Annotated in this window: 20 protein-coding genes and 1 pseudogene; 7 read left to right on the top strand and 14 right to left on the bottom strand. The window is 47.9% G+C overall.

The features are described from left to right. The first annotated feature begins 216 nt into the window (after nucleotides 1-216). Both NDA03_RS20905 and NDA03_RS20900 read left to right on the top strand, forming a co-directional pair. Nucleotides 217-1,113, top strand: coding sequence for a pirin family protein (locus tag NDA03_RS20905; RefSeq protein ID WP_190525982.1), 897 nt, complete (start codon nucleotides 217-219; stop codon nucleotides 1,111-1,113). A 182-nt stretch (nucleotides 1,114-1,295) separates the two neighbouring features. Then, nucleotides 1,296-2,660, top strand: coding sequence for an aminotransferase class V-fold PLP-dependent enzyme (locus NDA03_RS20900; protein ID WP_348239029.1), 1,365 nt, complete (start codon nucleotides 1,296-1,298; stop codon nucleotides 2,658-2,660). Nucleotides 2,661-2,801: 141 nt separating this feature from the next. On the opposite strand, the gene NDA03_RS20895 is transcribed toward NDA03_RS20900, so the two are convergent. The 4 genes and pseudogenes from NDA03_RS20895 to NDA03_RS20880 form a co-directional block, all read right to left on the bottom strand. Next, nucleotides 2,802-5,171: a restriction endonuclease gene (locus NDA03_RS20895; protein ID WP_348239028.1), complete on the bottom strand. Its 2,370-nt coding sequence runs from the start codon at nucleotides 5,169-5,171 to the stop codon at nucleotides 2,802-2,804. Between the two features lie 46 nt (nucleotides 5,172-5,217). Then, nucleotides 5,218-5,319, bottom strand: a pseudogene (locus tag NDA03_RS20890) (histidinol-phosphate transaminase); the annotation flags it as partial. 97 nt (nucleotides 5,320-5,416) lie between these two features. After that, nucleotides 5,417-6,034: a DNA-3-methyladenine glycosylase gene (locus tag NDA03_RS20885; RefSeq protein WP_348239027.1), complete on the bottom strand. Its 618-nt coding sequence runs from the start codon at nucleotides 6,032-6,034 to the stop codon at nucleotides 5,417-5,419. A 26-nt stretch (nucleotides 6,035-6,060) separates the two neighbouring features. Next, nucleotides 6,061-7,956 (bottom strand): potassium transporter TrkA, encoded by a 1,896-nt coding sequence (locus NDA03_RS20880; RefSeq protein ID WP_348239026.1) that lies wholly within the window; start codon nucleotides 7,954-7,956, stop codon nucleotides 6,061-6,063. Nucleotides 7,957-8,277: 321 nt separating this feature from the next. Here NDA03_RS20880 and NDA03_RS20875 point away from each other — a divergent pair, with 321 nt between their 5' ends. Further along, nucleotides 8,278-8,412 carry a hypothetical protein gene (locus tag NDA03_RS20875; protein WP_348239025.1) on the top strand — a complete coding sequence of 45 codons (135 nt, stop codon included), beginning with the start codon at nucleotides 8,278-8,280 and terminating at the stop codon, nucleotides 8,410-8,412. A 52-nt stretch (nucleotides 8,413-8,464) separates the two neighbouring features. Here the strand turns inward: NDA03_RS20875 and NDA03_RS20870 are convergent, their stop codons facing one another. After that, entirely contained in the window at nucleotides 8,465-8,818 is a 354-nt protein-coding gene (locus NDA03_RS20870; RefSeq protein WP_348239024.1) for a DOPA 4,5-dioxygenase family protein, read from the bottom strand. 535 nt (nucleotides 8,819-9,353) lie between these two features. Between NDA03_RS20870 and katG the strand changes: the two genes are divergently transcribed. After that, nucleotides 9,354-11,582 (top strand): catalase/peroxidase HPI, encoded by a 2,229-nt coding sequence (gene katG / locus NDA03_RS20865; protein WP_348239023.1) that lies wholly within the window; start codon nucleotides 9,354-9,356, stop codon nucleotides 11,580-11,582. 131 nt (nucleotides 11,583-11,713) lie between these two features. Here the strand turns inward: katG and NDA03_RS20860 are convergent, their stop codons facing one another. From NDA03_RS20860 to tmpT, 6 genes are all read right to left on the bottom strand, one after another. After that, a complete protein-coding gene (locus NDA03_RS20860) occupies nucleotides 11,714-12,232 on the bottom strand; it encodes a DUF1993 domain-containing protein (RefSeq protein ID WP_190531233.1) in 519 nt (172 codons plus the stop codon). A gap of 152 nt (nucleotides 12,233-12,384) precedes the next feature. Next, nucleotides 12,385-12,882 (bottom strand): cupin domain-containing protein, encoded by a 498-nt coding sequence (locus NDA03_RS20855; protein ID WP_348239022.1) that lies wholly within the window; start codon nucleotides 12,880-12,882, stop codon nucleotides 12,385-12,387. A 426-nt stretch (nucleotides 12,883-13,308) separates the two neighbouring features. After that, a complete protein-coding gene (locus tag NDA03_RS20850) occupies nucleotides 13,309-15,321 on the bottom strand; it encodes a methyl-accepting chemotaxis protein (protein ID WP_190434248.1) in 2,013 nt (670 codons plus the stop codon). Nucleotides 15,322-15,631: 310 nt separating this feature from the next. Beyond that, nucleotides 15,632-16,501 (bottom strand): aldo/keto reductase, encoded by an 870-nt coding sequence (locus tag NDA03_RS20845; RefSeq protein WP_348239021.1) that lies wholly within the window; start codon nucleotides 16,499-16,501, stop codon nucleotides 15,632-15,634. 209 nt (nucleotides 16,502-16,710) lie between these two features. Beyond that, a complete protein-coding gene (locus NDA03_RS20840) occupies nucleotides 16,711-17,514 on the bottom strand; it encodes a sulfite exporter TauE/SafE family protein (protein WP_348239020.1) in 804 nt (267 codons plus the stop codon). 14 nt (nucleotides 17,515-17,528) lie between these two features. Beyond that, nucleotides 17,529-18,167, bottom strand: a complete 639-nt coding sequence (gene tmpT, locus NDA03_RS20835; RefSeq protein ID WP_348239019.1) for a thiopurine S-methyltransferase — start codon at nucleotides 18,165-18,167, stop codon at nucleotides 17,529-17,531. A 136-nt stretch (nucleotides 18,168-18,303) separates the two neighbouring features. On the opposite strand from tmpT, the gene NDA03_RS20830 reads away from it, so the two are divergent. After that, the gene (locus NDA03_RS20830) at nucleotides 18,304-18,723 is read left to right on the top strand and encodes a helix-turn-helix domain-containing protein (RefSeq protein WP_190524816.1); all 420 of its coding nucleotides are present in this window, start codon (nucleotides 18,304-18,306) and stop codon (nucleotides 18,721-18,723) included. 222 nt (nucleotides 18,724-18,945) lie between these two features. Here the strand turns inward: NDA03_RS20830 and NDA03_RS20825 are convergent, their stop codons facing one another. Further along, nucleotides 18,946-19,698, bottom strand: a complete 753-nt coding sequence (locus NDA03_RS20825; protein ID WP_348239018.1) for a DUF4336 domain-containing protein — start codon at nucleotides 19,696-19,698, stop codon at nucleotides 18,946-18,948. Nucleotides 19,699-19,881: 183 nt separating this feature from the next. On the opposite strand from NDA03_RS20825, the gene pyrC reads away from it, so the two are divergent. After that, nucleotides 19,882-20,934, top strand: coding sequence for a dihydroorotase (gene pyrC, locus NDA03_RS20820; protein ID WP_348239017.1), 1,053 nt, complete (start codon nucleotides 19,882-19,884; stop codon nucleotides 20,932-20,934). 180 nt (nucleotides 20,935-21,114) lie between these two features. Next, on the top strand, nucleotides 21,115-21,735 hold the full coding sequence (locus NDA03_RS20815; protein WP_190683893.1) for a heme-binding protein: 621 nt from the start codon (nucleotides 21,115-21,117) through the stop codon (nucleotides 21,733-21,735). On the opposite strand, the gene NDA03_RS20810 is transcribed toward NDA03_RS20815, so the two are convergent. Next, nucleotides 21,732-22,028 carry an antibiotic biosynthesis monooxygenase gene (locus tag NDA03_RS20810; protein ID WP_190412859.1) on the bottom strand — a complete coding sequence of 99 codons (297 nt, stop codon included), beginning with the start codon at nucleotides 22,026-22,028 and terminating at the stop codon, nucleotides 21,732-21,734. The two genes, NDA03_RS20815 and NDA03_RS20810, sit on opposite strands and share 4 nt — an antisense overlap. Further along, complete coding sequence (locus tag NDA03_RS20805) at nucleotides 22,025-22,300, bottom strand: hypothetical protein (RefSeq protein ID WP_190667023.1); 276 nt, start codon at nucleotides 22,298-22,300, stop codon at nucleotides 22,025-22,027. The genes NDA03_RS20810 and NDA03_RS20805 overlap by 4 nt, the downstream gene beginning before the upstream one ends. Nucleotides 22,301-22,319: the final 19 nt, after the last annotated feature.

Here is a 22,319-nt window from a genome sequence, read left to right as displayed (position 1 = left end):
TTAAAACTGCTTTGAATGATTTGAGAATACCAAAGTTATCTGTGCCATCTAACTCCTAGCAATAGCGTGGCACAGCCAAAATGAGGTAAGCAGCTCCAGGCTGTAGAGAAGATGCGATCAACAATCTGTATCCCTAATCAAAAGGAAGAAGCTGATATAGCTCTAAGATTAGAAAATTAATCAGGCTTTGGTCAGAATCACGGGGTAATCTTCGCTATGTCCAACAGCATTGGTGATGTTCTTGAACCCGAAGTTAAAGATTTGGGTGGATTTGAGGCGAGGCGCATCTTGCCTCACGCAACTCGGCAGATGGTTGGACCATTCATCTTTTTCGACCATCTCGGCCCAGCTACCTTTGCACCAGGTCAAGGGATGGATGTGCGACCGCATCCGCATATCAATTTAGCAACACTGACTTACTTGTTTGAAGGGGTGCTGCTCCATAGCGATAGTCTCAAGGTTGTTCAAGAAATTCATCCTGGAGCCGTTAACTGGATGACGGCGGGTCGTGGCATTGTTCATTCAGAGCGAACGCCCAATGCAGTTCGGAGTCGCGAAAGACGGCTACACGGTATCCAGACGTGGCTCGCACTTCCTTCGGAACACGAGGAGACCGAACCTTGGTTTCGTCACTACCCAGCAACTGACATCCCGGCTTGGCAAGATGGGGGTGTCTCAATCACACTAATTGCAGGGCAGGCCTATGGTCGCACATCACCCGTTCAAACGTTCTCGCCGATGATTTACCTCGATGTCCAACTGCCGAGTGGAACCCAGTTCACGCTGCCTCCGGACTATAGTGAGCAAGCCGTCTACAGCGTTACAAACGGTCTGAGCATAGATGGCGAACCGCTGGAGCCACAACGAATGATCGTACTGAAACCTAAGCAGACTGTGAGCATTAGTGCGAAAGCTGACGCTCGTTGCATTGTGGTAGGTGGTGAACCTGTCGGTGAGCGGCACAAGTGGTGGAATTTTGTTTCTAGTCGCCTCGATCGCATTGAGCAAGCGAAAGCGGACTGGAAGAACGGACGGTTTGAGCAGGTTCCACATGAAACCGAGTTTATCCCGCTGCCTGAAGAACCCCTCTCGCGACCTGAACAACCTCTTTAAAAGGCTACCTCAAACTTGTTTTAACGCTGTTCAGCCCTACCTGTTTAAAATTATCTTTCTTAGGTACAGGAGCTTATTCCTATTGAGGCGTGGCGGCAGCTTGTTGCATCCAAAAATCATTCCATCAGCGCTATGCTCGCTTATGCGGGATTGTTTAGCTCCGTGCAGGGAAGGAAGAAGATATGCGAAAACTCTTGCAAACAACGGCTGAATTGGCGATTCGCTATCTTGAAGGCTTAGACGCTCGTAAGGTTGCGCCAACGGAGGAAGCGCGAGCTAATCTCATCCAGTTTGATGAACCCCTCCCTAATGAGCCTGTCGAACCTGAACTCGTCTTGCAACTACTCGATAAAATTGGCTCACCCGCATCAGTGGCACAGGCAGGTTCCCGCTTCTTCGGATTTGTTACAGGTGGTTCTTTGCCTGCTGCCTTAGCAGCCAACTGGTTAGCCGCAGCATGGGATCAAAATTGTGGACTCTATCGCATCACTCCAGCTACAGCCTTACTGGAGCAGGTAGCTCTGCGCTGGCTCCTCGACGTACTGCATCTCCCCGCCGAGTGTGGTGGTGCCTTCGTTACGGGAGCAACCGTTGCTAACTTTACCGCATTAGCCGCCGCCCGCCACGCCGTACTCGAACGAGAGGGTTGGAATGTAGAAGCAGACGGGTTGTTTGGTGCGCCACCGATTACGGTTGCCGTCAGCGAGGAAGCACACCCAAGCTTGTTGAAAGCGTTGGGATTGCTGGGATTAGGTCGAAGCCGAGTGGTGAAAGTGCCTGTTGATGGACAGGGGCGGATGCGTCCGGATGCCATTCCCACCCTGACTCGTCCTGCGATTATCTGTACCCAAGTGGGAAATGTGAACACAGGCGCGTGCGATCCAGTTGGAGAGATTTGCGATCGCGCCAAAGAAGTAGGAGCCTGGGTGCATGTAGACGGCGCATTCGGACTCTGGGCAGCAGCAGCACCATCGTTGGCGCACCTCACGGCTGGTATGGAAGAGGCAGATTCTTGGGCGACAGATGCTCACAAGTGGTTGAACGTACCATATGATAGCGGATTGGCGTTTGTTCGCGATGCTAATGCGTTGCAAGCGGCAATGGCAATTACTGCCGAGTATTTACCCACCGTTAGCGACCAGCGCAACCCGTCAGACTATACTCCTGAATTATCGAGACGTGCGCGTGGTGTTGAAGTGTGGGCAGCTTTGCGATCGCTCGGTCGCTCTGGATTGGCAGATTTAATTGAGCGTACCTGTCGCCATGCCAGACACTTTGCCAAGGAGTTAAAAGCTGCTGGATACCAAGTTCTCAACGATGTGGTGTTGAATCAAGTCTTAGTGTCTTTTGGGGATGCAGAAACAACTCATCGAGTGATTGCTGATATTCAAACCGAGGGGACTTGTTGGTGTGGCAGTACGGTTTGGCAAGGGCAGACGGCAATGCGAATTAGTGTTTCGTCTTGGGCAACAACTGATGCTGATGTGGAAAAAAGTTTGGCAGCTATGCTGCGAGTAGCTGAGAAATATTGTTCTCGTGAATTCTAGGATGAGCGATCGCTTGACGATTGTAGAATGCGATCCCACAGATATTGCCTCTCACCGTTTGCATTAGATACTGCCAAGATAGCGACCCTCGTCATGTCCTTACCTAAGGGTCTCTTGCTCACAATTATAGAGTTTGTTAACTTAGTCCCTTTTATTAACTGACGAGATCTCTATCCTTAACAAATCAAACAAGGCATCTATTTCAGCACGATTTGAAAGGCTTGCCCCCGCCTGAGCAGCATCTTTTCTCTGCCGTAGTTTACTTTGCTCCTTCTCAGCTTCTTTCAATTCGGCAATACGTTCCTCTAAACTATTCAAGAGTTCATCTGATACCTTAAGTCGAAATAAATTTGCAACTTCTAGGGTATCGTTAAGCGTATCTTGTGCTGTATCTGAATCTTCAGCATACCACTTGATAAAATATGTTTGCCCCTCTATCCATTTTTCCAACAAAGAGAGATTAGCTAAGGAGCGAACACTTTCAAAAATTGGTAGAAAGTCCTTGGCAAATAAGCGCAAGCTGTCATAGTCGTCATAGTCGTACATATCGTCTAGGCTTGTCACATACCAGCGTGCTGCTGCTTTCAGAATTGCTTCCCTCTCTTCTGTATCCCAAATCTTCACCTTGATAAGTGAGTGTAGTAGTGAGAGTGTCCCTCTTTTATGTCCCTCTCCAGCATTCCAAGAGCGTGTAATTTTACTCATCATTTCACGCAACCATATTCCCTGCTCCTCACATTCCAATTCACAAACAACGTCAATAACCGATGCGAGACGGGACTCTAGTGATACTGTTTTCTTATACTTATAATTCTGACCTTCTCCACCAATCGTTACTAGCTGACATTCAGGTGATTCAAAGGTTCGTATCAGTGCATCTATAAGCAGACCAGACTTCGCTCGTAAAGATTCATGGATTCCCAACCGTTGCTCCTGCTTCGCCCATATTCTCCTGGTGCCAGTTGCATACAACCAAAGAATCTCACACTGATAGAAAAATTTTGCCCGTGTCAATATCTGAGAAATAAAACCAGAATGCTCATCTAAGTAGTCAAGCAGGAAATCTCGTAATGATGGATTATGCAGGCGAACCACTTGCATTTTTGAAGCTTTGACACCTCGTATTAAGAAGGTATCGAATGATAAGAAAGTTCCCTCTAAAATTCGTAAAGCATCTTCCCAGGTCTTTGAGGTTACATCTTGAGCAATGAATGACGAAAAACACGATTTTAGATCCTGAACGTCGAGTTCAGTCGGCAAGGTTACGATCAGTAAAATTAGGTTTCTCATCTCATCGTTGAGTTGTCGCTCGAAAGGATGCTGCCAGAGATGACGCGGATGATCAAGTATGTCGAGGAAAAAACGATAGAATTCCGATGGTTCGCTGCATTTTGTACGAGCAAACTCAACAATACCCTCGATCAATCTGGGATTGTAATTTAAGTGATAAATAATTTTCTTGTATGCGTGTTCCTCCGCAATGGTGGCTTTCCAGTCTTCAGGCAGGTTAGCGAAGTAAAGGTGGTTATAAAGGATTTCAGCGCGAGCCAAAGGTGCATACGCTGCGATGTCGAGAATGCACTTCATTGGCTCGATCTTAAATCTGTCGAGCTTCTCATACATTGTACGTGCCTGTGCCAAGATGTATTCTCGGGTCGTTAGTATGAAACGCTTATCTGGTGACTGCATGACCCAGCGAGCAAATCGTACAAGGCGATCATCTGCATTTTGTGAAAGTTTTTCCACAATACTTGTCTGACCCAAAAAGTCATCAAACAGGAAAATTTTGCGTCCTAAGTCGCTCAAAACCGGGTCAGCTTCCGCTACGTCGCTGCTTATATCAATTGGTTCATAGCCCAAAGTAAGGTAATGAAGAATTAGCATTTCGGCGAGACTAGTTTTCCCGATGCCAGGTATCCCTGTAATAATACAGACGTGTTGGTCTTCGAGAATCTTGTATGCTTGTTGAAAAGTCTCGTTTTGAACATAAACCCGAGCTTTCGATTGTGCTTCAAGAATACGCTGTTTGCTGCGATTGAAAAGTCCTGCATGAAGTATACGTTCGAGTACTGGTATACTCGTTAAGTAAAGTTTGAAGTGAGCCTTTTCAATACTAGGAAACTTTGAGAGGAGAGCGTTGATATCTTCACGGCTATAAATGTCTTGTGGGCTGAGAATAAATGGTTTAAATAGCTCTTGAATCTCTTTCTTATTACGCGGTGTTAATCCCAGAGATGTAGCAAGGATGTAGCGCCTCGGAACTAGTTTTTGTACCTTTGGAAGTTCAAGCCTTCTGAGACGACTGATTAAGTTGGCGTAACTCGATCCTGCAAAATGTTTGCATTGGACAACGAAAGACTTAGCAGCATCCCGACTATGGCGCAGATCTATGCCATCATCTCGCCCACTAGTGAAGCTTTCAAGTGAGCAGTTCAGCTCCTGCTGGAGCAGATCTCGTACAAGGCATTCAAAGTCGAACGGGGACAATCCCTTGAAGTCATAATCTGGCATATGGCTCGCGTGTAGATTTTCGCATTTTATACAGAGAATTGGTTTAAGAGTTGCACGACGAAAAGCCTAATTGCTTGAGTTCCATCGCCAGCTTTGCCCGTGACACCTTCACCTTTTCAACACCTTCATTTTTATAGGCTTGCTCGCGCCTTGTCACAGTACCGACAGTACAGGTGATCGCATACTCTGGATCTAGAGGATGAACAGTGAGAGAGATCGCATCTTCTCCCCTTTTCCAGCAATCCTCAAACTGGCTTTAGCTCCAAACTACGCCACAAGTACCACGAAGCGATACTGCAATAAGGCTTCCACTTTTGTCCGAAACGTTCTGTAGTTTTGCGGTCGGGAAGTGCCTCAAGATTGTAGAGTTTCCGAATGCCTGCACGTACACCCAAATCATCCACGGGCAGGACATCCCACCGATTGAGACGGAAAATCAATAGCATCTGCACAGTCCAGCGTCCGACACCTTTCACTCGCGTCAGAGTCTTGATAATCGCCTCATCGTTCATGACTTCCAACTCTTCAAGCGTGGGCAATCCGGCGATCGTATGACGCGCCAAGTCTTTGAGGTAAGAGATTTTGGGGCGCGAAATCCCTACGCCACGGAGGACTTCATCCGGCGTGTCGAGGACATCTTGCGCTGAAGGAAACAGAGTGTCCGGGTAAAGCTGGAGAAACCTTTGGTGGATGACTTTAGCCACCTTGGTGGAAAGTTGTTGGTGGAGAATTGACCGGGATAGGCAAAAGAACAAGTCTCCCTCCAGTTCGTACTGGTTCAGTTGACACGCACCAATTTGGTCAATGAGTCGTCCCAGGATAGGGTCGGAATCTTTGAGAAAGTCAATCGCGATCGCGTACATTAATACAAAAAGATTGAAACTGAAATTTAGTTTTCCGCTAATAGAACGATCGTATCTTGCGGGGCAAACGTAATCAGTCGATCTTTTTTGGGATTGATCGTCACCCCATAAGCTCTACCTGAATTATTAGCATCCGCTTTGCAACGATAGCCAATTGCCGATTCACCACGTTGCTTGGCGGCTTCAACAACTGTGTAAAAATTAACGGGATGATCGAGCGCAACATACTCACTGACAGGCTTAAGATAAATTTCTGAGCCTTCAGGACTAAAGAGATCGGCAAACACAGCATTGAGGCTTTTCTGTTCGGAAACTTGAGCCAGCAGCCGACTAACAATTTGTTCGCTGATGACAAAATCATCCGGGCGAGCCACTTGTGCCAAGGCTTGATTTCGCAAATCTAAAATTTCCGTGACAACCTGAAAATTGCACTTATAACGATCGGCAATATCCCGCAGATAAAGCAATGTAATCAAGATTTGAGCATCCGCTTGCTCTGGTTCTAAGTCAGTATTGCAGAGTACGAGAACATGGTTGTATTTAGTTAAGTCGAGGCTTTCTAATACCTGACGCTCGGTAGGATTTCCCTGAGAATACCGCACAGTCTGTTGTTGTAAGTTGAGCGATTCAGTTGATACGACCTTAGCCTCTGGAAACTCAGCAACGACTGTAACGCTGGAACCGGGAGCAACGTAACGATCGAGTAGTTGAATAATGGTAGAAATCCGGTCATTCCATCCCAAAATTAAGGTGTTTTCTGCGGCAGCGATCGCATTTTTCTCTTTAACTTGAATCGCTTGACGATCGATAGGGATATTAGATAGTTGAGACAGATGAATGGTACTGTCATCTTCGCTAATCAAAACAAGTTGTTCGTTGGGTTGTAACGACCTGTCGATCGGTGGATTAAGCTGGATCGTCTCATCAGCGTGTTTAATTCCCAGTACCGCAGAATCGTTGTAGGCTAAAAGCGCATCGCCGTAGGTTTTTCCTTGTAAAGTTGGTTCTGCTTTGATATAGATTTCATTCCCACTAAAGTCAAGTAGCTCCATGTAAACCGTTGATAAGCCTGATTGACGACAAGTTTGCACGACGATCCGCGAGATGAGATCGTTCGTCAGTAAAACCTCTATGTCGTTGCGTCCGATTAGACTAACAACGTCGGAACTCTTGGGGTCTTGAACTTGAGCAACGATGTGATAAGGCTGGGACACGCTGCGCGGAATACTGGTAATTGCCAGCAGAGTTTTTATGAGTTGAATATCAGCATGGGCATTGGATGAGCTTAGAATCACGATTGAGCGTGCCGTTTGGACGTTAACCATCCCTAAGTCAGTAATATTGCTGGGACTACCCGTGCGACAAACTAAGCGAATTTTGGAACGTTTACCCAAGATATTAGAAAGGGTATCTTCCATCTGTACTTTGTCCTCTTCACTGAGAATGACAATGCAAGTACCGGGTCGATTGGCATTAGCAAGGGTGAGTTCTGAGATGAGGGTAAATACTTGCAGCGACCAACCCAAAATTACAATGTGATCGGTTTCAACGACACGGGAACGTCCTTTCCGTAAGTCTTCTAGCTTCGTATCGATGCCGCTACTGAGAATGCCGATTAGGGTACTGATGATGAAGATACCGCCAAAGGTGACAAAGAGCATCGCAAACCGAAATAGCCAGCCTGTATCGCCGCCCATTGCGCCTGAGTCTAGAGTCCGCATGAAAACGCTCCAAATCGCTTCTAGAGGATGAAGGCGATCGCTTCCTTCCGGCGCAACTCCGGTGATGCTGACCAAGAATCCCATTAAAAAGATAAAGGCTAGAGAGGTCAAGGCTAATCCGCCAATCAGAGCAACAGTACCTCTAGCCATGAAATTATCGAACCCGTAGCGGACGCGCTCTGAAAGCGTAATTTTACTCATCTTGATGGAAGTTTCCTTGCTGCGATGACAAATAGTTTTAGGTGAGGGAGCGGAACTCCTAATTTTGGATGAATTTCAGGTTCCCTAGTACCTTTCGGTAATCTATATAAGTATTCCCAGATTTACTGGCACTACAGCTATTTTTTGAAAGTTTGTTACGAAGGGCTGAGCTGCGTACCTTTTTAGTAGAAGCGATCGCACGTTGCAAAGAATCAATTATTGACCGGATGAAACCCAGGAATATTATGAGGAGTTACTGTCGCTCGAAGACAAAATAGATAGTTTAGTGTACCGTCACAACTCACAAATGAAGCAAGCTAATTGCCTACGGAAACCAACTTCTGGTACACGATCAGATGCTGGGCGATCGCTCTCAGTTTAGGTACCGAACTGGGCGAGAGGTGTGAAAATGCGGCTAGCCTTCACTTTGTGAATGGGAGTGCGATCGCTCCATAACACCCTTATTAGGGGAGATAGACAACTGCGATCGCCACTAGCTGTCTCATTATTAGCTGATTCCAATCGCCCTTAGGATCTCGATATTCAGCTCTAGCTTCTCTCCCAACCACAGAGAACGATCGGTGTGGTCTCCCACATCATCGCCTGTTGAGGGGTGGACGAGAATATCCAATCCCTCACGATTGAGCATCAACCAGGGGACAACCTTGCCAAATTGCTCTGGTAAGAATGCAACTTGATACATCGCCTTTGGGTGTGGACCAATCGGTTTATCATGCCAACGTCCGAGTTGCACTTCAAAAGACGCGCCCAATTCTTCACGTACACGCACCGCCGCATCACGATTGGAGGTATCGAAGTAGATATGAGCATGAAAACCCGTAATCTGGGCAGTATCTTTCATAGCGCTTAGCTCCACTTTATCTAGGCGTCAACTAATCGTAACGGTAGATATTCCTCTGTGGCAGGCAATACTTGCATCATAACTAACACTCTTGTCCGTCTAGTGCGATCGCCCCTTGCCGTAGGTTGGGTTGACAGAAGGAAACTCAACCTACGGCAAAGTTTGATCCAATTCCATAATGAACAATCAGTGCGATCGCAATGAGTACACTGTGCTAGTAACTTAACAAACCTAATAGAGTTGCCATCTGCGCGACGCTTCGGTAACGCCTGCCGTAGGATGCAAGGGAGGGCTGTAGGGCGAATGCAGCAGCGCTGGACTACGTCCCGCTTCGCTAACGCGATCGCACTCTTGGTTTATTGGTAACTCACTAATTGTTGCAAATCACAAATTCATTGTTTCAAATCATAACGTTGATTATATTTCTCTTCGATTATTTGTTCATCGATTATTCCAGTAATTACTATGTGCTATTTGTTGGCAATACCCGCAGTACATCAAAAAATCGACCCACACATCTTGATAGGAAAATAGTATGAGCAGCGGAAGCGGATGCCCATTTACGGGCGGCGGTCAGAAATCTCAGCCTCGTCATATGCCGTCGAACCGAGACTGGTGGCCGAATTATTTGAATCTGAGCATCCTCCACCAGCACACCCCCCAAGCCAATCCTATGGGTGAGGAATTCAACTACGCTGAGGAATTCAAGAGTCTTGACTTAGCTGCCTTGAGGGCAGATATCTACGAGCTGATGACCACCTCCCAGGACTGGTGGCCAGCCGACTACGGTCATTATGGGCCGCTCTTCATCCGGATGGCTTGGCACAGCGCCGGCACATATCGGATTGGCGATGGTCGCGGCGGCGCGGGTTCGGGTAGCCAGCGGTTTGAGCCGCTCAACAGTTGGCCTGACAATGCCAACCTCGACAAGGCGCGCATGTTGCTTTGGCCCATCAAGCAGAAATACGGCAAGAAAATTTCGTGGGCCGACCTGATGATCTTCGCAGGCAATTGCGCCTTGGAATCGATGGGCTTCAAAACGTTGGGCTTTGCTGGTGGGCGCGTGGATGTCTGGCAGCCAGAAGAAGACATCTACTGGGGTTCTGAGAAAGCTTGGCTCGGCAATGAGCGTTACGAAGGCGATCGCGTACTCCTGAATCCCCTCGGCGCTGTTCAGATGGGCCTGATCTACGTCAACCCGGAAGGACCAGACGGCGAACCCGATCCGGTCGGCTCAGGGCGCGATATTCGCGAAACCTTTGCTCGGATGGCGATGAACGACGAGGAGACAGTCGCGCTCACCGCTGGTGGACATACCTTTGGCAAATGTCACGGTGCGGGCGAGGCGACGCACGTAGGTGCCGATCCTGGGGGTGCCACCATCATCGATCAGGGCCTCGGCTGGAAGAACGCCTTCAACACGGGTGTCGGTGTCGATGCGATCACCAGCGGTATCGAAGGCGCATGGACCCCCACGCCGACGCAGTGGGACAACAGCTATCTTGAAACCCTGTTCAAATATGACTGGGAGCTGACGAAGAGTCCCGCTGGCGCGTGGCAATGGAAGCCCAAGGGCGATGCTGGTGCGGGTACGGTGCCCGACGCACACGACCTGTCAAAACGGCACGCCCCCATGATGACCACGGCGGACATGTCCATGAAGATGGACCCCATCTACAACCAGATTGCGAAGCGCTACCACGATAACCCGGATGAGTTCGCAGAGCAGTTCGCCAAGGCGTGGTTCAAGCTGACCCACCGCGACATGGGACCGCGATCGCGCTATCTCGGACCAGAGGTTCCTCAGGAAGAGTTCTTGTGGCAAGATCCCATCCCCGCAGTCGATCATGAATTGATAGATGAGCAGGACATTGCCGCTCTCAAAGCTAAGATTCTGGCTTCGGGACTAACTGTTTCTCAACTGGTTTCAACGGCTTGGGCGTCGGCGGTGACCTTCCGTTGCTCTGACATGCGTGGTGGAGCGAACGGAGCGCGCATTCGTCTTGCGCCGCAGAAGGATTGGGAAGTCAACCAGCCAGCCCAGTTGGCAACGGTGCTGCAAACCCTAGAGGGCATCCAACAGGCGTTCAACAACTCGCAGTCTGGCGGCAAGCGGGTTTCGATTGCTGACTTGATCGTTCTGGGCGGATGCGCGGGCATTGAGCAAGCGGCGAAAAATGCCGGTCATGACGTGACGGTTCCCTTTACACCGGGACGCACGGATGCATCGCAAGAGAAAACGGATGTAGAATCCTTCGCTCCACTTGAGCCGACGGCGGACGGGTTCCGCAACTACACGAGCGGCAAACACAGCGAATCACTCGAAGAGTTGCTGGTCGATCGGGCGCAATTGCTGTCTCTGTCAGCTCCTCAAATGACGGCTCTCTTGGGCGGCTTGCGCGTCCTGGGTGCAAACTTTGGAGGCTCTAAACACGGCGTCTTCACCCATCGCCCAGAAACGCTGACCAATGATTTCTTCGTGAACCTGCTCGACCTGGGTACGACGTGGAAGGCGACCTCTGAAGATGAGTATGAGTTCGAGGGGAGCGATCGCAAAACAGGCGACCTGAAGTGGACTGCGACCCGTGTTGACCTGATCTTCGGCTCAAACTCTCAGCTCCGCGCCCTGGCGGAAGTCTATGGATGTGTGGACTCGCAGCAGAAGTTTGTCAATGACTTTGTGGCGGCGTGGGACAAGGTGATGAACCGCGATCGCTATGACCTTCGCTTAGTCTTAGCGAAAAGCTCTGCTAGGGGTTTCTAAGCGTAAATTCAACCGATCATCAGCTTGATGTACGTCGCTGCTGGTTCCGAAGCATAACAGCTCAAATCAGCGGCGGCAATAATCCCGAATTTAGAGCGAGTGACTCTTGACCGTCCGCTGCATTTAAATAGTTAGGCCTCATTCTTTCTGATTAATGGCACCAAGTGCAGCATGTAATCTCGTTTTCCAATTGGTACACCAGCCATGCGAAGAATATCGTAAGCTGTGACCATATGGAAGTAAAAGTTTGGAATTAGAAATTCATTCACGTAGGCATTACCAGATAACTCGACGTAGAGGTCCTGACTCAAGTTAATGCGCGTCACCTCAGCTAGCTTTGCATCTTCAGCGTTAACACCCAAAAGAAGTTCCTTAGTGTTTGCTATGTGTTCGTATGCCTGTGTGAGAGCTATGACGTCTGGCTCTAGATTATTCGCAGGTTTGCCATCACACCACAGAGCAAAGTTGCGTGGTTGATTGCAGGTGAAAGCAATCTGTGTACCGAAGGGAAACATATCAGCTGCAATGCGCTTTTGAAGGAACGACTCGTCATCACAAAAATGAGTCTGAGCTGACTTCAAGAGATGCTCAAGAGTCGCTAAGCGGCTTTGAAAGAGGGTTCGGATTAAATCTATATTCTGGCTTTGCATTTTGTGATCCCTCAAGTCTTTTCTATGAACTCTAGCTGTACTTAGAACAAATTTCAGCCGAACACTCTTGACCAGCGGTTGCCAACACTTTATTTAACTCCACAAGTGGCCGCTGCACTAGGGTTGTTATGTCGCGACCACTCCAACAGATATCAATCCTCAGTAGATTGCTTGCTGCTCCAAAAAAGTTGAAGCGCTGACTCATCAAATATGTAAGCTGACTCACCCTCCATAATTACTCGTTTACCAAGCCGAGGAAAAATGCCAACATCTAAGCGTCCTGCTTCTCCACCTATCAGGTACACAAGGTCTTCATCGAATGGATTACGAAGATGATGGGGTTGTTGAGGTAGCCCAAAGCCCATGAAGTCTCCTGGCTCGACTTCATACTCCACATCTCCAATTTCCGCAATACCTCGACCCGACAAAATGTAAACCCATTCTTCTTCATTCTGGTGAGCGTGGAAAATGAAAGATTCCTTGCCTGATGGTACGCGAGCAATTGTTACGCCAATGCGTTTAAGACCGACAGCACGCCCCAGGAAGCGTAAATAAATTTCTGAATTGGGATTAAGCGGATGATGAAACTCAAATGCATCCATTGAATTGATATCTGATGCTTTCAGCAGGGGATGTTGTTCATCAGTCACGTTGATGTCCTCCTATCAAGTTGGTAAAGGGTCTGAGCACCACAATAAAGCCTAAACCGCTCCGCAGATACCCTTCACCTGCCGCCCTACCGAAACCTCAAAATCATTCAATCCTGAACATCGACAGATAGCCCTTTGGTTGCCTCTTTACCGAAGACTCAGCAGCATAACGGTACAGTTGAGCCGATACAGATAACTTTGTGATTCCAACTAATCAATTTTGATGTTCGGCGGGTGCATGGGCGTTGTTGTACCGCGTAGTTATGGAACAAACCCAAACGAATCCATAGTTGTCGTGCTACTACTTGAGCAGGGCTATTCACCTCCAAATACGCCACAGTAACTTCTCCAATCGGAGTTCTCCCTAAAGCTTCACCAGATTCAATACTGGCCTGGAAATGCTCACTCCATTGGGATTAATTGGGACTATCCACGGTTTGCAGCTTGACTCAAAGCATTCATCGCACTGACAACTTGCTGAATTCCGCTCGACTGTTGTTTAGCCGTTAGAGAGATTTGCTGACTATTCACTGTAATCGTATTGACTGCATCTACGATCTCTTCCACGGTTTTACGGCCTTCATCGGATACTGCCACAGTAGCTTTCGTCGCTTTTTGAATACTGGCTACCAGTTCACTAATCTGTTCAGCCGATTTACGGCTTCTATCCGCTAGTTTTCGAATCTCAGCAGCCACAACAGCAAAGCCCCTACCATTTTCGCCTGCCCGAACTGCTTCGACCGCCGCATTGAGTGCCAACATGTTCGTTTGGTTAGCTAAATCACTAACTAAGTTAGAAATCGCATTGATTTGAGTCGTTTGATCTCTAAAGTGTAAGATTTGTTCTCCAATTTGTTCGACCTTCGCTTTTAAGCTAGAAGCAGTTCCAGAACCGTTCTTTTGCTCACTATCATCAATCAATATGAGAACTTGGCGCGCTCCAGTTGCAGCCGCTTCAGCTTGTTCAGCCGCTTGCCGAGAAGAGGTATTTAACTCATCCATTGTGGCAGTCGTCTGATTGACCGAAATAGCCTGCTGCTCCAGGTTTCTCTGTAATTCTGTCGTTTTAGCCTCCAATTCTGTCGTTTTAGCCTCCAATTCTGTCGTTTTAGCGGCGACCTCTCGGATCATTGTGTTGAATGCCTGTGCTAACCGACCTAACTCATCTTGGCTGCTGTCATCAAGAACCACCTGAAACTCTCCATTGGCAATTCGATTCGTTGCAACAGTGATTTCTTCTAAAGGAGTTGCAATGCGCCGACGTAAAACCCAAAACACAATTGCTACAACAATCATGAGGGAGCCAAAGCCTAGAAACAACGTAAAGCGAGCTAGCGAGATCGCTTTTTCAGCCAAAATTGCTTTGGGTAAAACAGTAACAAAGTACCAATCAGGTCCCTGTAGCGTAGTGACAGCTAAGTAATTGCTCTCGTTCGGATTATCGATGACGACTTGATCGGTTGCTTTATTTGTGACCGCCTCAAAAATACGTTTTAGCTGAGTGTCTCCTGATTCAAGAATTTTAAACTCACCTTTTTGTTGCTGAATTTGCTCCATCAATTGCGGATGAGCAATCAGGCGACCATCTTTTCGAAAAATTAGGTTATAACCGCCTTCAATGTGCTCCTCGATCGTTCGCTTAAATAAATCATTCAGTAATACATCCTGTCCAAGAGTACCGATGATTCTGTCATTAGAGTAGATAGGCGTTACACAAGAAAGAATCCAGATTTTAGCAACCCCATCGATTTGAGCCCCCGACCAAACCGTTTCTCTGGCTGGATTGTGCTTCTGGTCACCAACCCACACATATTCTTCCTTGGATAAGTCAAAGCCAACGGGGGCATCCTGTGCCCATGTTGGATAATCAGGCCAGTAAATAACAGCAATATTCTCTGGCATATTCAGGTAGAGATCCGGAAAGCGATTATGCCAGGGTGGACCATAGGCATTGATTAAATCGTAGGACGTTACTACGCGACGGCGAATGTCATCATTGATTAGAACTGGCTTATCAATGAACACGCCTGCTTGCCGTTTGCCATCGAACAAGTTGGGGCGATTGCGGGTTGCCCCATCGGGAAAACGCACAAATAGCTGATCGAAGCGAGCTTTTACGCCTTCGCTATCAGTATTTTCCAAGCGTCGTAGCCACTCCTCCTTAAAGATGGCATGGTTATCTTCTGCCATTAAAAAGATACTTTGTTCTCGTTGACCTCGCTCTATTACATGACTCTTGAGTTGGTCTAACGTCTGCGACTTGAGAGTAGAAACAATCTGAAAGTAGCTAATCGCTGTTGAGCCAACAATAACAGCCGTAACACTAAACGCAATTTGAATAAGTGTTCGACGAGCAAGTGATTTTTTCGTTTTAGCTTGAGAAGATAAGGATTTTTGACTCTGAGAGCCTTGTTTTGTAGGAGAATGAAAGTCAAACATTTATAGTTTTAAGTTAACAGTTATGTTTCAGCTTAATTAAGCTGCCCACAAACTATCTAAACTTAGTAAAAATCCTTACAATTTGAAATAATACTGAGAGTTGTGCTAATACTGAGTAAGCGGCACCTGAGACTGTAAATTATTTTGTGAAGCGGTCAAAATTAACTCAAATATTAGAAGGTCGCCTATGCCTCGCCGTCGTCGCGAAGATAGGCATTGCATAATAGAGGGCGGACATGCAGCATAAGGAGTGCTCCGCTGCTCAGCGTGCGATCGCAACTTCCATCGAGAGCATCGGCCCCACCCCTGTTTAGGGAACCCGCCCACCCCTCGCTGCTGTAAACAACGAGTACCACTCTTCCCGCGTCAAAGCGACTTCATCGGCTAAAGCGCACGCTGCAATCCGTTCTGGCTTAGTTGACCCCACAATCGGTTGAATGCCCGCAGGATGGCGCAACAGCCAAGCGAGAACAATGGCTTCACGACTTGTCTGCTTTGCTTCAGCCAACAGACTCACGAGCTGAACCGTCTTGCTCAACGCCGGATCGGCTTCTGCGTTGGATTTGAAAAGCTTGCCCCCTGCTAGCGGTCCCCAAGCCTGTATCAAGATGTTGTGGCTGCGGCAGTAGTCCAGCGTTCCGGTTGCCAAGGCCGAGCTGACGCCAGACATGTTTGCAACAATGCCCTCGTCAATCAAATACGAGTGCAACAGGCTTAGCTCCACCTGATTGATCAGCAGCGGTTGCCCCACGCTCTTTTGCAATAGCTCAATCTGCCCCGCTGTATGATTACTGACCCCGAAGTGGCGCACCTTGCCCGATGTCTGCAAGGCATCAAAGGCTCGCGCGACTTCCTCGGTTTCTACCAGCGGATCGGGGCGATGCAGCAGCAGAATATCGAGGTAGTCGGTTTGCAGTCTTTGCAAACTGCCTTCCACTGACGCGACGATGTGCTCATAGCTAAAGTCGTAGCGCTGGGGGTCGCTTGGCTGAGGATCTCCCGCGAAACGAATACCGCACTTCGACTGAAGCACAATTTGCTCACGCAAACCTGGCGAGGCTTTGAGCACATCACCAAACACCTGCTCTGACTTGCCCCGCGTGTAAATATCTGCATGGTCAAACAGGGTAATGTCTGTTTCCAGAGCTGCCTGAATAGCCCGATATGCACTTTCCCTCACATCTGTAGAAAGCGGTGTATCATCTCAAGTGCCGCCAATATTCATGCAGCCATAGGCAACTCGCGAAACTCTCAAATCAGTGCCCGACAGCGTGTAGGTATGCATCAGCGTCTAGAGCTAGGTGGAGCGATGAACAGGTCACTCTGTCCCCATCCTACTGGCGGTCACAGCATCTGCCCACTAATTAGGAACACACTTTTAGGTCAACACTAAACAACTGAGAAAAGCATCTTGATACTCAGAATGAGCGAGAGAACGGCGAATATCTTCTTCAAATGAGTCTCAGGTAAACGATGAGAGTAGCGAGCACCATAGGGAGCTGCAATCGAACTTGCGATCGCGATTACCAAAAAAGCTGGCACATAGATAAAGCCAATCGTATAGGGAACGCTCAATGTTTGAGACCAGCCAGTCATTATGTACCCAACAGTACCTGCGATCGCAATGGGAAATCCAATTGCAGATGAAGTACCAATCGCCTTTTTCATCTCCATATTCTGGTAGCTGAGGTAAGTGACTGCTAAAAAACCACCACCAACCGCAGCAAGAGCAGATACCGATCCAATGCCTGTCCCCGCTAGAAATAAGCCACGAAACTTCGCCGACTTGCGGCTAGCTTTCGGTCGCCAATTCAGAAACATCTGACCTGCGACCAGAGCCATGAACAGCGCAAAGAATATAGCGATGTAAGCTGAGTTGACCTTGGCGGCGATGCGGGTAATCAGAAAGGCACCCACCACAATGCCGGGTGCCATCCCGTAAACCACCTTCCACAATACAGTTCCTTGAGCAGCATGGGCGCGAATACTTGCGATTGAAGAAATGATCGTGCAAGCCAATGTTGTTCCTAACGCCAAATGAACGACGTTATCTGCACTGATACCCTGGTTACTAAAAATGGATACCAGCAAGGGAACGAGTATTCCACCGCCACCCACACCCAGTAAGCCTGCCATAAAACCGACAAAGAAACCCAACAGGATGTATAACAACATCCATTCAATACTCAGCATATCAACCTAACTTTTTAGAATTTTTGAAGCAACCAAATCCTCTCAATTGCTGCAACTTTTCCCTTTAATCCACCAGTGATTTCCCTGCTTTCAACAGAGTTCAATTGATAAGCAGACGCATAATGGTGTTTTACTTCTGCTTCACCGACTGAGAACGGGGGGCCATCCATGAGTTGTTGATTGTATTCGTAAGAAATCAGCAACTGCGGTGCCGCGTGGGTGATTTCCATCAAGTGTGACGTATATTGATGACGCCTATTTTCAGGCATTGCAACCAACGCTGCGCGGTCATATACCGCGTCAACCGGCCCAAGAACTTCAGCAGACACATCAAAAATATCGCCAACAAATATGTCGATATCCTTGGCGGAGTAGTGGGTTAATTTACCAACTCTGGAGATTTTTGGCTTGACTCCCAGGTCGTTAAACAATTCGTTAATTGCAAGTTCGCTTAACTCTGCACCAACCACTCGATGACCACAATTAAGCAACCATGCAAGATCGCGCGTCTTGCCACACAACGGTAGAAATACACGACCGCCCTTCGCCACATTTAATTTTTCAAAATGTTCGACAAGGAATGGGTTTGCCTCACTTTGGTGAAAACCAATATCTCCCGCTTCCCATTTTCGCTGCCAAAAACTTGCTTCCATATCAACGCCTCCATTGCTCAAGGTATCCATCATCTGCCACAAACCGATCGCGTCAGCCTTGTGCTTATTTGTGTTTGAATATACGATACAACTTCAAGTTGACTTGAAGTCAAGCAGTCGTTGCACCAAGAAAATCATGGATATCACTGAGGTCTCAAAGGCTTCTGGATTACCGACCTCAACGCTACGATTTTATGAGGAAAAAGGACTGATCCAGTCGAACGGCAGAAATGGCTTACGGAGGCTCTTTGATGCCAGTGTTATAGAACGGCTCGCTTTGATTTCCTTGGGGCGTAGCGCCGGTTTCTCCCTCGATGAGATTCGTGAAATGTTTACGCCTGAAGTCCCTGAAATCAATAGAACGCTGCTCTTAGCGAAGGCAGATGAGTTGGATAAAAAGATTAAAGAACTGACTGCGATGCGCGATGGTCTCCGCCACGCGGCAGCTTGCACTGCGCCTAACCATTTTGAATGTCCAAAATTCTTGCGGCTCCTGCGTATTGCTGGTAAAAATCGTTTTAGGCAACCCAATAAATTGAAGGACAATAAGCTTTAAGCAAGAGGCTCAGGAAAAGTAATGCAAGCGATATTAAATGCTTTTAGAAATGCTTAACCTAGCCCTTTACAATACGTTCAGTTAGACAATTTAGTTTAATAACGGCCTAAATGCTTGCTGGCTAACGGCAAAAGTGAGCGACGGTAGATACCAGTGAAACTAAGCATGAGATCCTTTACACTATCCGCTTCATTAAAGTGTTAGCTTGCTGTCGTCTAAACGTTATTCAAGCCAGCGAAAAGCACGCCGTAACTCAGCAGTACCGTTATTCTCATACCAACGACCGTGGGATAGGATAACTTTTTCAGGGTTCCACTGAAGTATTCGCTGTAAACAGCTACGTGCCTGTTCCTTTTTCCCGAGAAATGTCATTCGCAAATCCAATGGGAGTTTTCCATCCGGATCGGCAACACCCCCTAATTTAAGTAGCCAATGCAACTGCTGGCTCACTTTATTTAGTTCAAAGTTTTCGATGAGATCGGCAAGGATGAGAGTGGCACTCTTGCGGTGGAAAAAGACGACTTCTTCCATAAATCGACCGCCACGAAAGATTAATTGGTCTAGGTCTGCTACCCACTCACGTGGTGGTTCATCTTCCAAGTCAGCATCAAAATCCACGGCAATTTTCTGCTGCGCGGCACGATCGCGAACACCTGGAGATGCCCATGCTACAGCTTCTGGATAGGCGCTAGTCCAAGCACCGATATGGGCGTAATGAATTTTGTTGGGCGAAATGAGGTGGCGCAGTGAACCGAGGGAGTCAATTTGAGCTTTCAGTTCTGGAGTCAATTCTGTTGGTGAATGGCACCATAGGTCACCAGTGCTCAGTCGCACAATCGTCATTCGGGTTGGGAAGGGCACCTTTGCTCCATACATTGCCATCTGCACGATGGAACCATCTACGATCCAAATATCTTCGTCAACCTGTTTCAGAAGGTTGATTGGTTCATAAAGTGCGATCGCGTCGTTGCTCATAGCTATGAAAGGAAGGTAAAGGCTTACTGCTCTAGCGTGGGGTATAAAAGTAGGCTAGCAGTGCCCATCACCTGCCGCAAGTAACCTCTGCATCAAACCGATTATCTGTTGGTAGGCAGTGTGCCTGGGCGTTGTTAGCTTGTGACTTCCTTGCTAAAGCACTCGCAGTTTTATAATTGAGTGATGCAAAAGCTTACGATCGCCCGACCCGACGACTGGCATCTACATCTACGTGACGGTGCAGCGCTGAAAGCGGTTCTGCCCCATACGGTGCGTCAGTTTGCCCGCGCTATCATCATGCCGAACTTGAAGCCCCCAGTACGCTCGGTAGCGGATGCTGCGGCCTATCGCGATCGCATCCTTGCAGTGATTCCGGCTGGCAAACAGTTTGAGCCACTGATGACGCTCTACCTCACCGACAACACCAGCCCCGAAGAAATTATCCGGGCTAAAGAATCCCAGTTTGTCAAAGCGGTCAAGTACTACCCAGCCGGTGCAACGACCAACTCAGACTTCGGCGTGACGGACATTCGTCAGTGCGATCGCGTCTTTGAAGCGATGCAGCAGGTAGACCTGCCTTTATTGCTGCACGGAGAAGTAACCGATCGAGATGTTGATATGTTCGATCGCGAGAAAGTGTTTATTGAGCAACATTTGATCCCTCTCAAGCAGCGATTTCCCAACCTGCGCGTGGTGCTTGAACACGCTACCACCTCAGATGCTGTGCAGTATGTCCTGTCTGCCAACAATATCGCTGCAACGATTACGCCACAACATCTGTTATTTAACCGCAATATCCTATTTCAAGGTGGCATTCGCCCCCATTTCTATTGCCTGCCAATTCTGAAACGAGAGGATCATCGTCTGGCACTTTTGCAAGCGGCAACTTCTGGCAATCCTAAGTTTTTTCTAGGCACCGATAGCGCTCCCCATCCCCGCAATGGCAAAGAAAGTTCCTGTGGCTGTGCGGGTTGCTATTCGGCTCTGCATGCTATGGAGTTATATGCAGAAGCTTTTGAGAGCGTTGATGCACTCGATAAACTTGAAGCTTTCGCTAGCTTCTATGGGCCAGATTTTTATCAACTTCCGCGCAATACCGAACAGATTACCTTGACCAGAACGACCTGGCGCGTTCCCGATGAATTGCCATTTACTGAATCCGGACTTGTGCCCTTACGGGCAGGTCAGGAGATGACGTGGCAAATGCTTGACGCTAGCATGGCTGAAGCTAATTGATTTGGACGATCGTGTTATAGACACGCTATTCCTTAGGTTCGGAGCTGATGGGTAAAGGTAAGATAGGTACTGTGTCGAGAGGGAATTGCGATCGCATGATTGCGCTGTGCAAGGAAGGTGAAACCCTGCTCGCATGAAAAACTGCCAGACTGAGAATAGGATGAATTTCTGAGGTTCCCTGTGAAGCTAGAGAACATATTATTCCCCGTAGGAATCCTGGTAGTAGTTGCGATCGCATTTTTCGCCTACAGTGCTACCGCCGCTCCCTTGCCAGAAGGATTTCCACCTCCAACACCAGAAGGGCAAATTGAAGTCAAACAATATCCCGCATACCGTTCTGCCACAGTTCGCTATTCAGGAGAACTCTCAATGGCAGCTAATAGAGCTTTTGACCCTCTTTATCGCCACATCAGCTCTAACAATATCTCCATGACGGCTCCGGTAGAAACCCGTTATCCAGTTAACACCCTAGAAGCCAGTGAGATGGGCGCATCCAATGAACGGGGTGAAGCGCTTGTTTCATTCCTCTACCGCAGCACTGACATCTACCCTTCTGAGATTGCACAAAACATTCAGGTAGAAGACATCGCACCCATGACAGTCGTCAGCCTTGGGCTAAAAGGCAGTTACGATTACGTAAGCTACCAAAAGAACATAGAGCGATTACGGGAGTGGTTAGCGCAGCACCCGGAGTACACCGTTGTTGGCTCACCTCGCCGCTTCTTCTACGATGCTCCCTATGTCCCCGAACCTGCCAAGCGCAGTGAAATCCAAATTCCAATTCGTCGGGTAGATGGCTAGCGAAAAGCAACGACTTCATAGTGTTCCACTGTTGGGAACGGGTCATAGAAGTGATGCAACAAGGAACGCCACTGTTGGTACTCTGGCGATTGTCGAAACCCAATGGTGTGATCTTCTAACGTCTGCCAGCGCACAAGTAGAATATAGCGGTTCGTGGTTTCTAAGCAACGTTGGAGTTCATGAGAAATATACCCTGGCATGGAGGCAATGATGGTTGAAGCTGTTTTAAAAGCCGTTTCAAACTCATTAACCATACTGGGCTTAACATCAAGGATTGCAACCTCTAGTATCATGGGCTGGATGTTTTTAGCACGGATACTATAATACAAGGTGCTATCAAGTAGCGGTGGCTTTCACAGCATCGCTTTCTCTTCAGTAAGATTGGTGCAGTCGAGAGTGTATGAACGATACTCAATACATCATAAGTCCACTGAGGAAGGATTAACGTCATCGCAATTTCTTCTAGGGTGTGAATAATGCCCACTGCGATCGCAAGATTCAGCGTCAATCCTCCATAACAAAAGCCGAAGAGAGCGATCGCTCTAATATATCGCTCTTGTGTCACTCCAGGAAAATAAAAATAG

This window comes from Trichocoleus sp. Lan (assembly GCF_039961855.1).
Lineage (GTDB): Bacteria > Cyanobacteriota > Cyanobacteriia > Cyanobacteriales > FACHB-T130 > FACHB-T130.
The sequence above is the reverse complement of the archived record's forward strand: the minus strand, read 5'-3'. Positions and strand labels throughout refer to the sequence as shown.

Coding starts and splice junctions, on each gene's coding strand:
- pyrC (WP_348239017.1), top strand. CDS start 19,882: ATGCAAAAGCTTACGATCGCCCGACCCGACGACTGGCATCTACATCTA.
- NDA03_RS20895 (WP_348239028.1), bottom strand. CDS start 5,171: ATGCCAGATTATGACTTCAAGGGATTGTCCCCGTTCGACTTTGAATGC.
- NDA03_RS20830 (WP_190524816.1), top strand. CDS start 18,304: ATGGATATCACTGAGGTCTCAAAGGCTTCTGGATTACCGACCTCAACG.
- NDA03_RS20840 (WP_348239020.1), bottom strand. CDS start 17,514: ATGCTGAGTATTGAATGGATGTTGTTATACATCCTGTTGGGTTTCTTT.
- tmpT (WP_348239019.1), bottom strand. CDS start 18,167: ATGGAAGCAAGTTTTTGGCAGCGAAAATGGGAAGCGGGAGATATTGGT.
- NDA03_RS20885 (WP_348239027.1), bottom strand. CDS start 6,034: ATGTACGCGATCGCGATTGACTTTCTCAAAGATTCCGACCCTATCCTG.
- NDA03_RS20860 (WP_190531233.1), bottom strand. CDS start 12,232: ATGCAAAGCCAGAATATAGATTTAATCCGAACCCTCTTTCAAAGCCGC.
- NDA03_RS20810 (WP_190412859.1), bottom strand. CDS start 22,028: ATGATACTAGAGGTTGCAATCCTTGATGTTAAGCCCAGTATGGTTAAT.
- katG (WP_348239023.1), top strand. CDS start 9,354: ATGAGCAGCGGAAGCGGATGCCCATTTACGGGCGGCGGTCAGAAATCT.
- NDA03_RS20880 (WP_348239026.1), bottom strand. CDS start 7,956: ATGAGTAAAATTACGCTTTCAGAGCGCGTCCGCTACGGGTTCGATAAT.
- NDA03_RS20825 (WP_348239018.1), bottom strand. CDS start 19,698: ATGAGCAACGACGCGATCGCACTTTATGAACCAATCAACCTTCTGAAA.
- NDA03_RS20900 (WP_348239029.1), top strand. CDS start 1,296: ATGCGAAAACTCTTGCAAACAACGGCTGAATTGGCGATTCGCTATCTT.
- NDA03_RS20850 (WP_190434248.1), bottom strand. CDS start 15,321: ATGTTTGACTTTCATTCTCCTACAAAACAAGGCTCTCAGAGTCAAAAA.
- NDA03_RS20905 (WP_190525982.1), top strand. CDS start 217: ATGTCCAACAGCATTGGTGATGTTCTTGAACCCGAAGTTAAAGATTTG.
- NDA03_RS20870 (WP_348239024.1), bottom strand. CDS start 8,818: ATGAAAGATACTGCCCAGATTACGGGTTTTCATGCTCATATCTACTTC.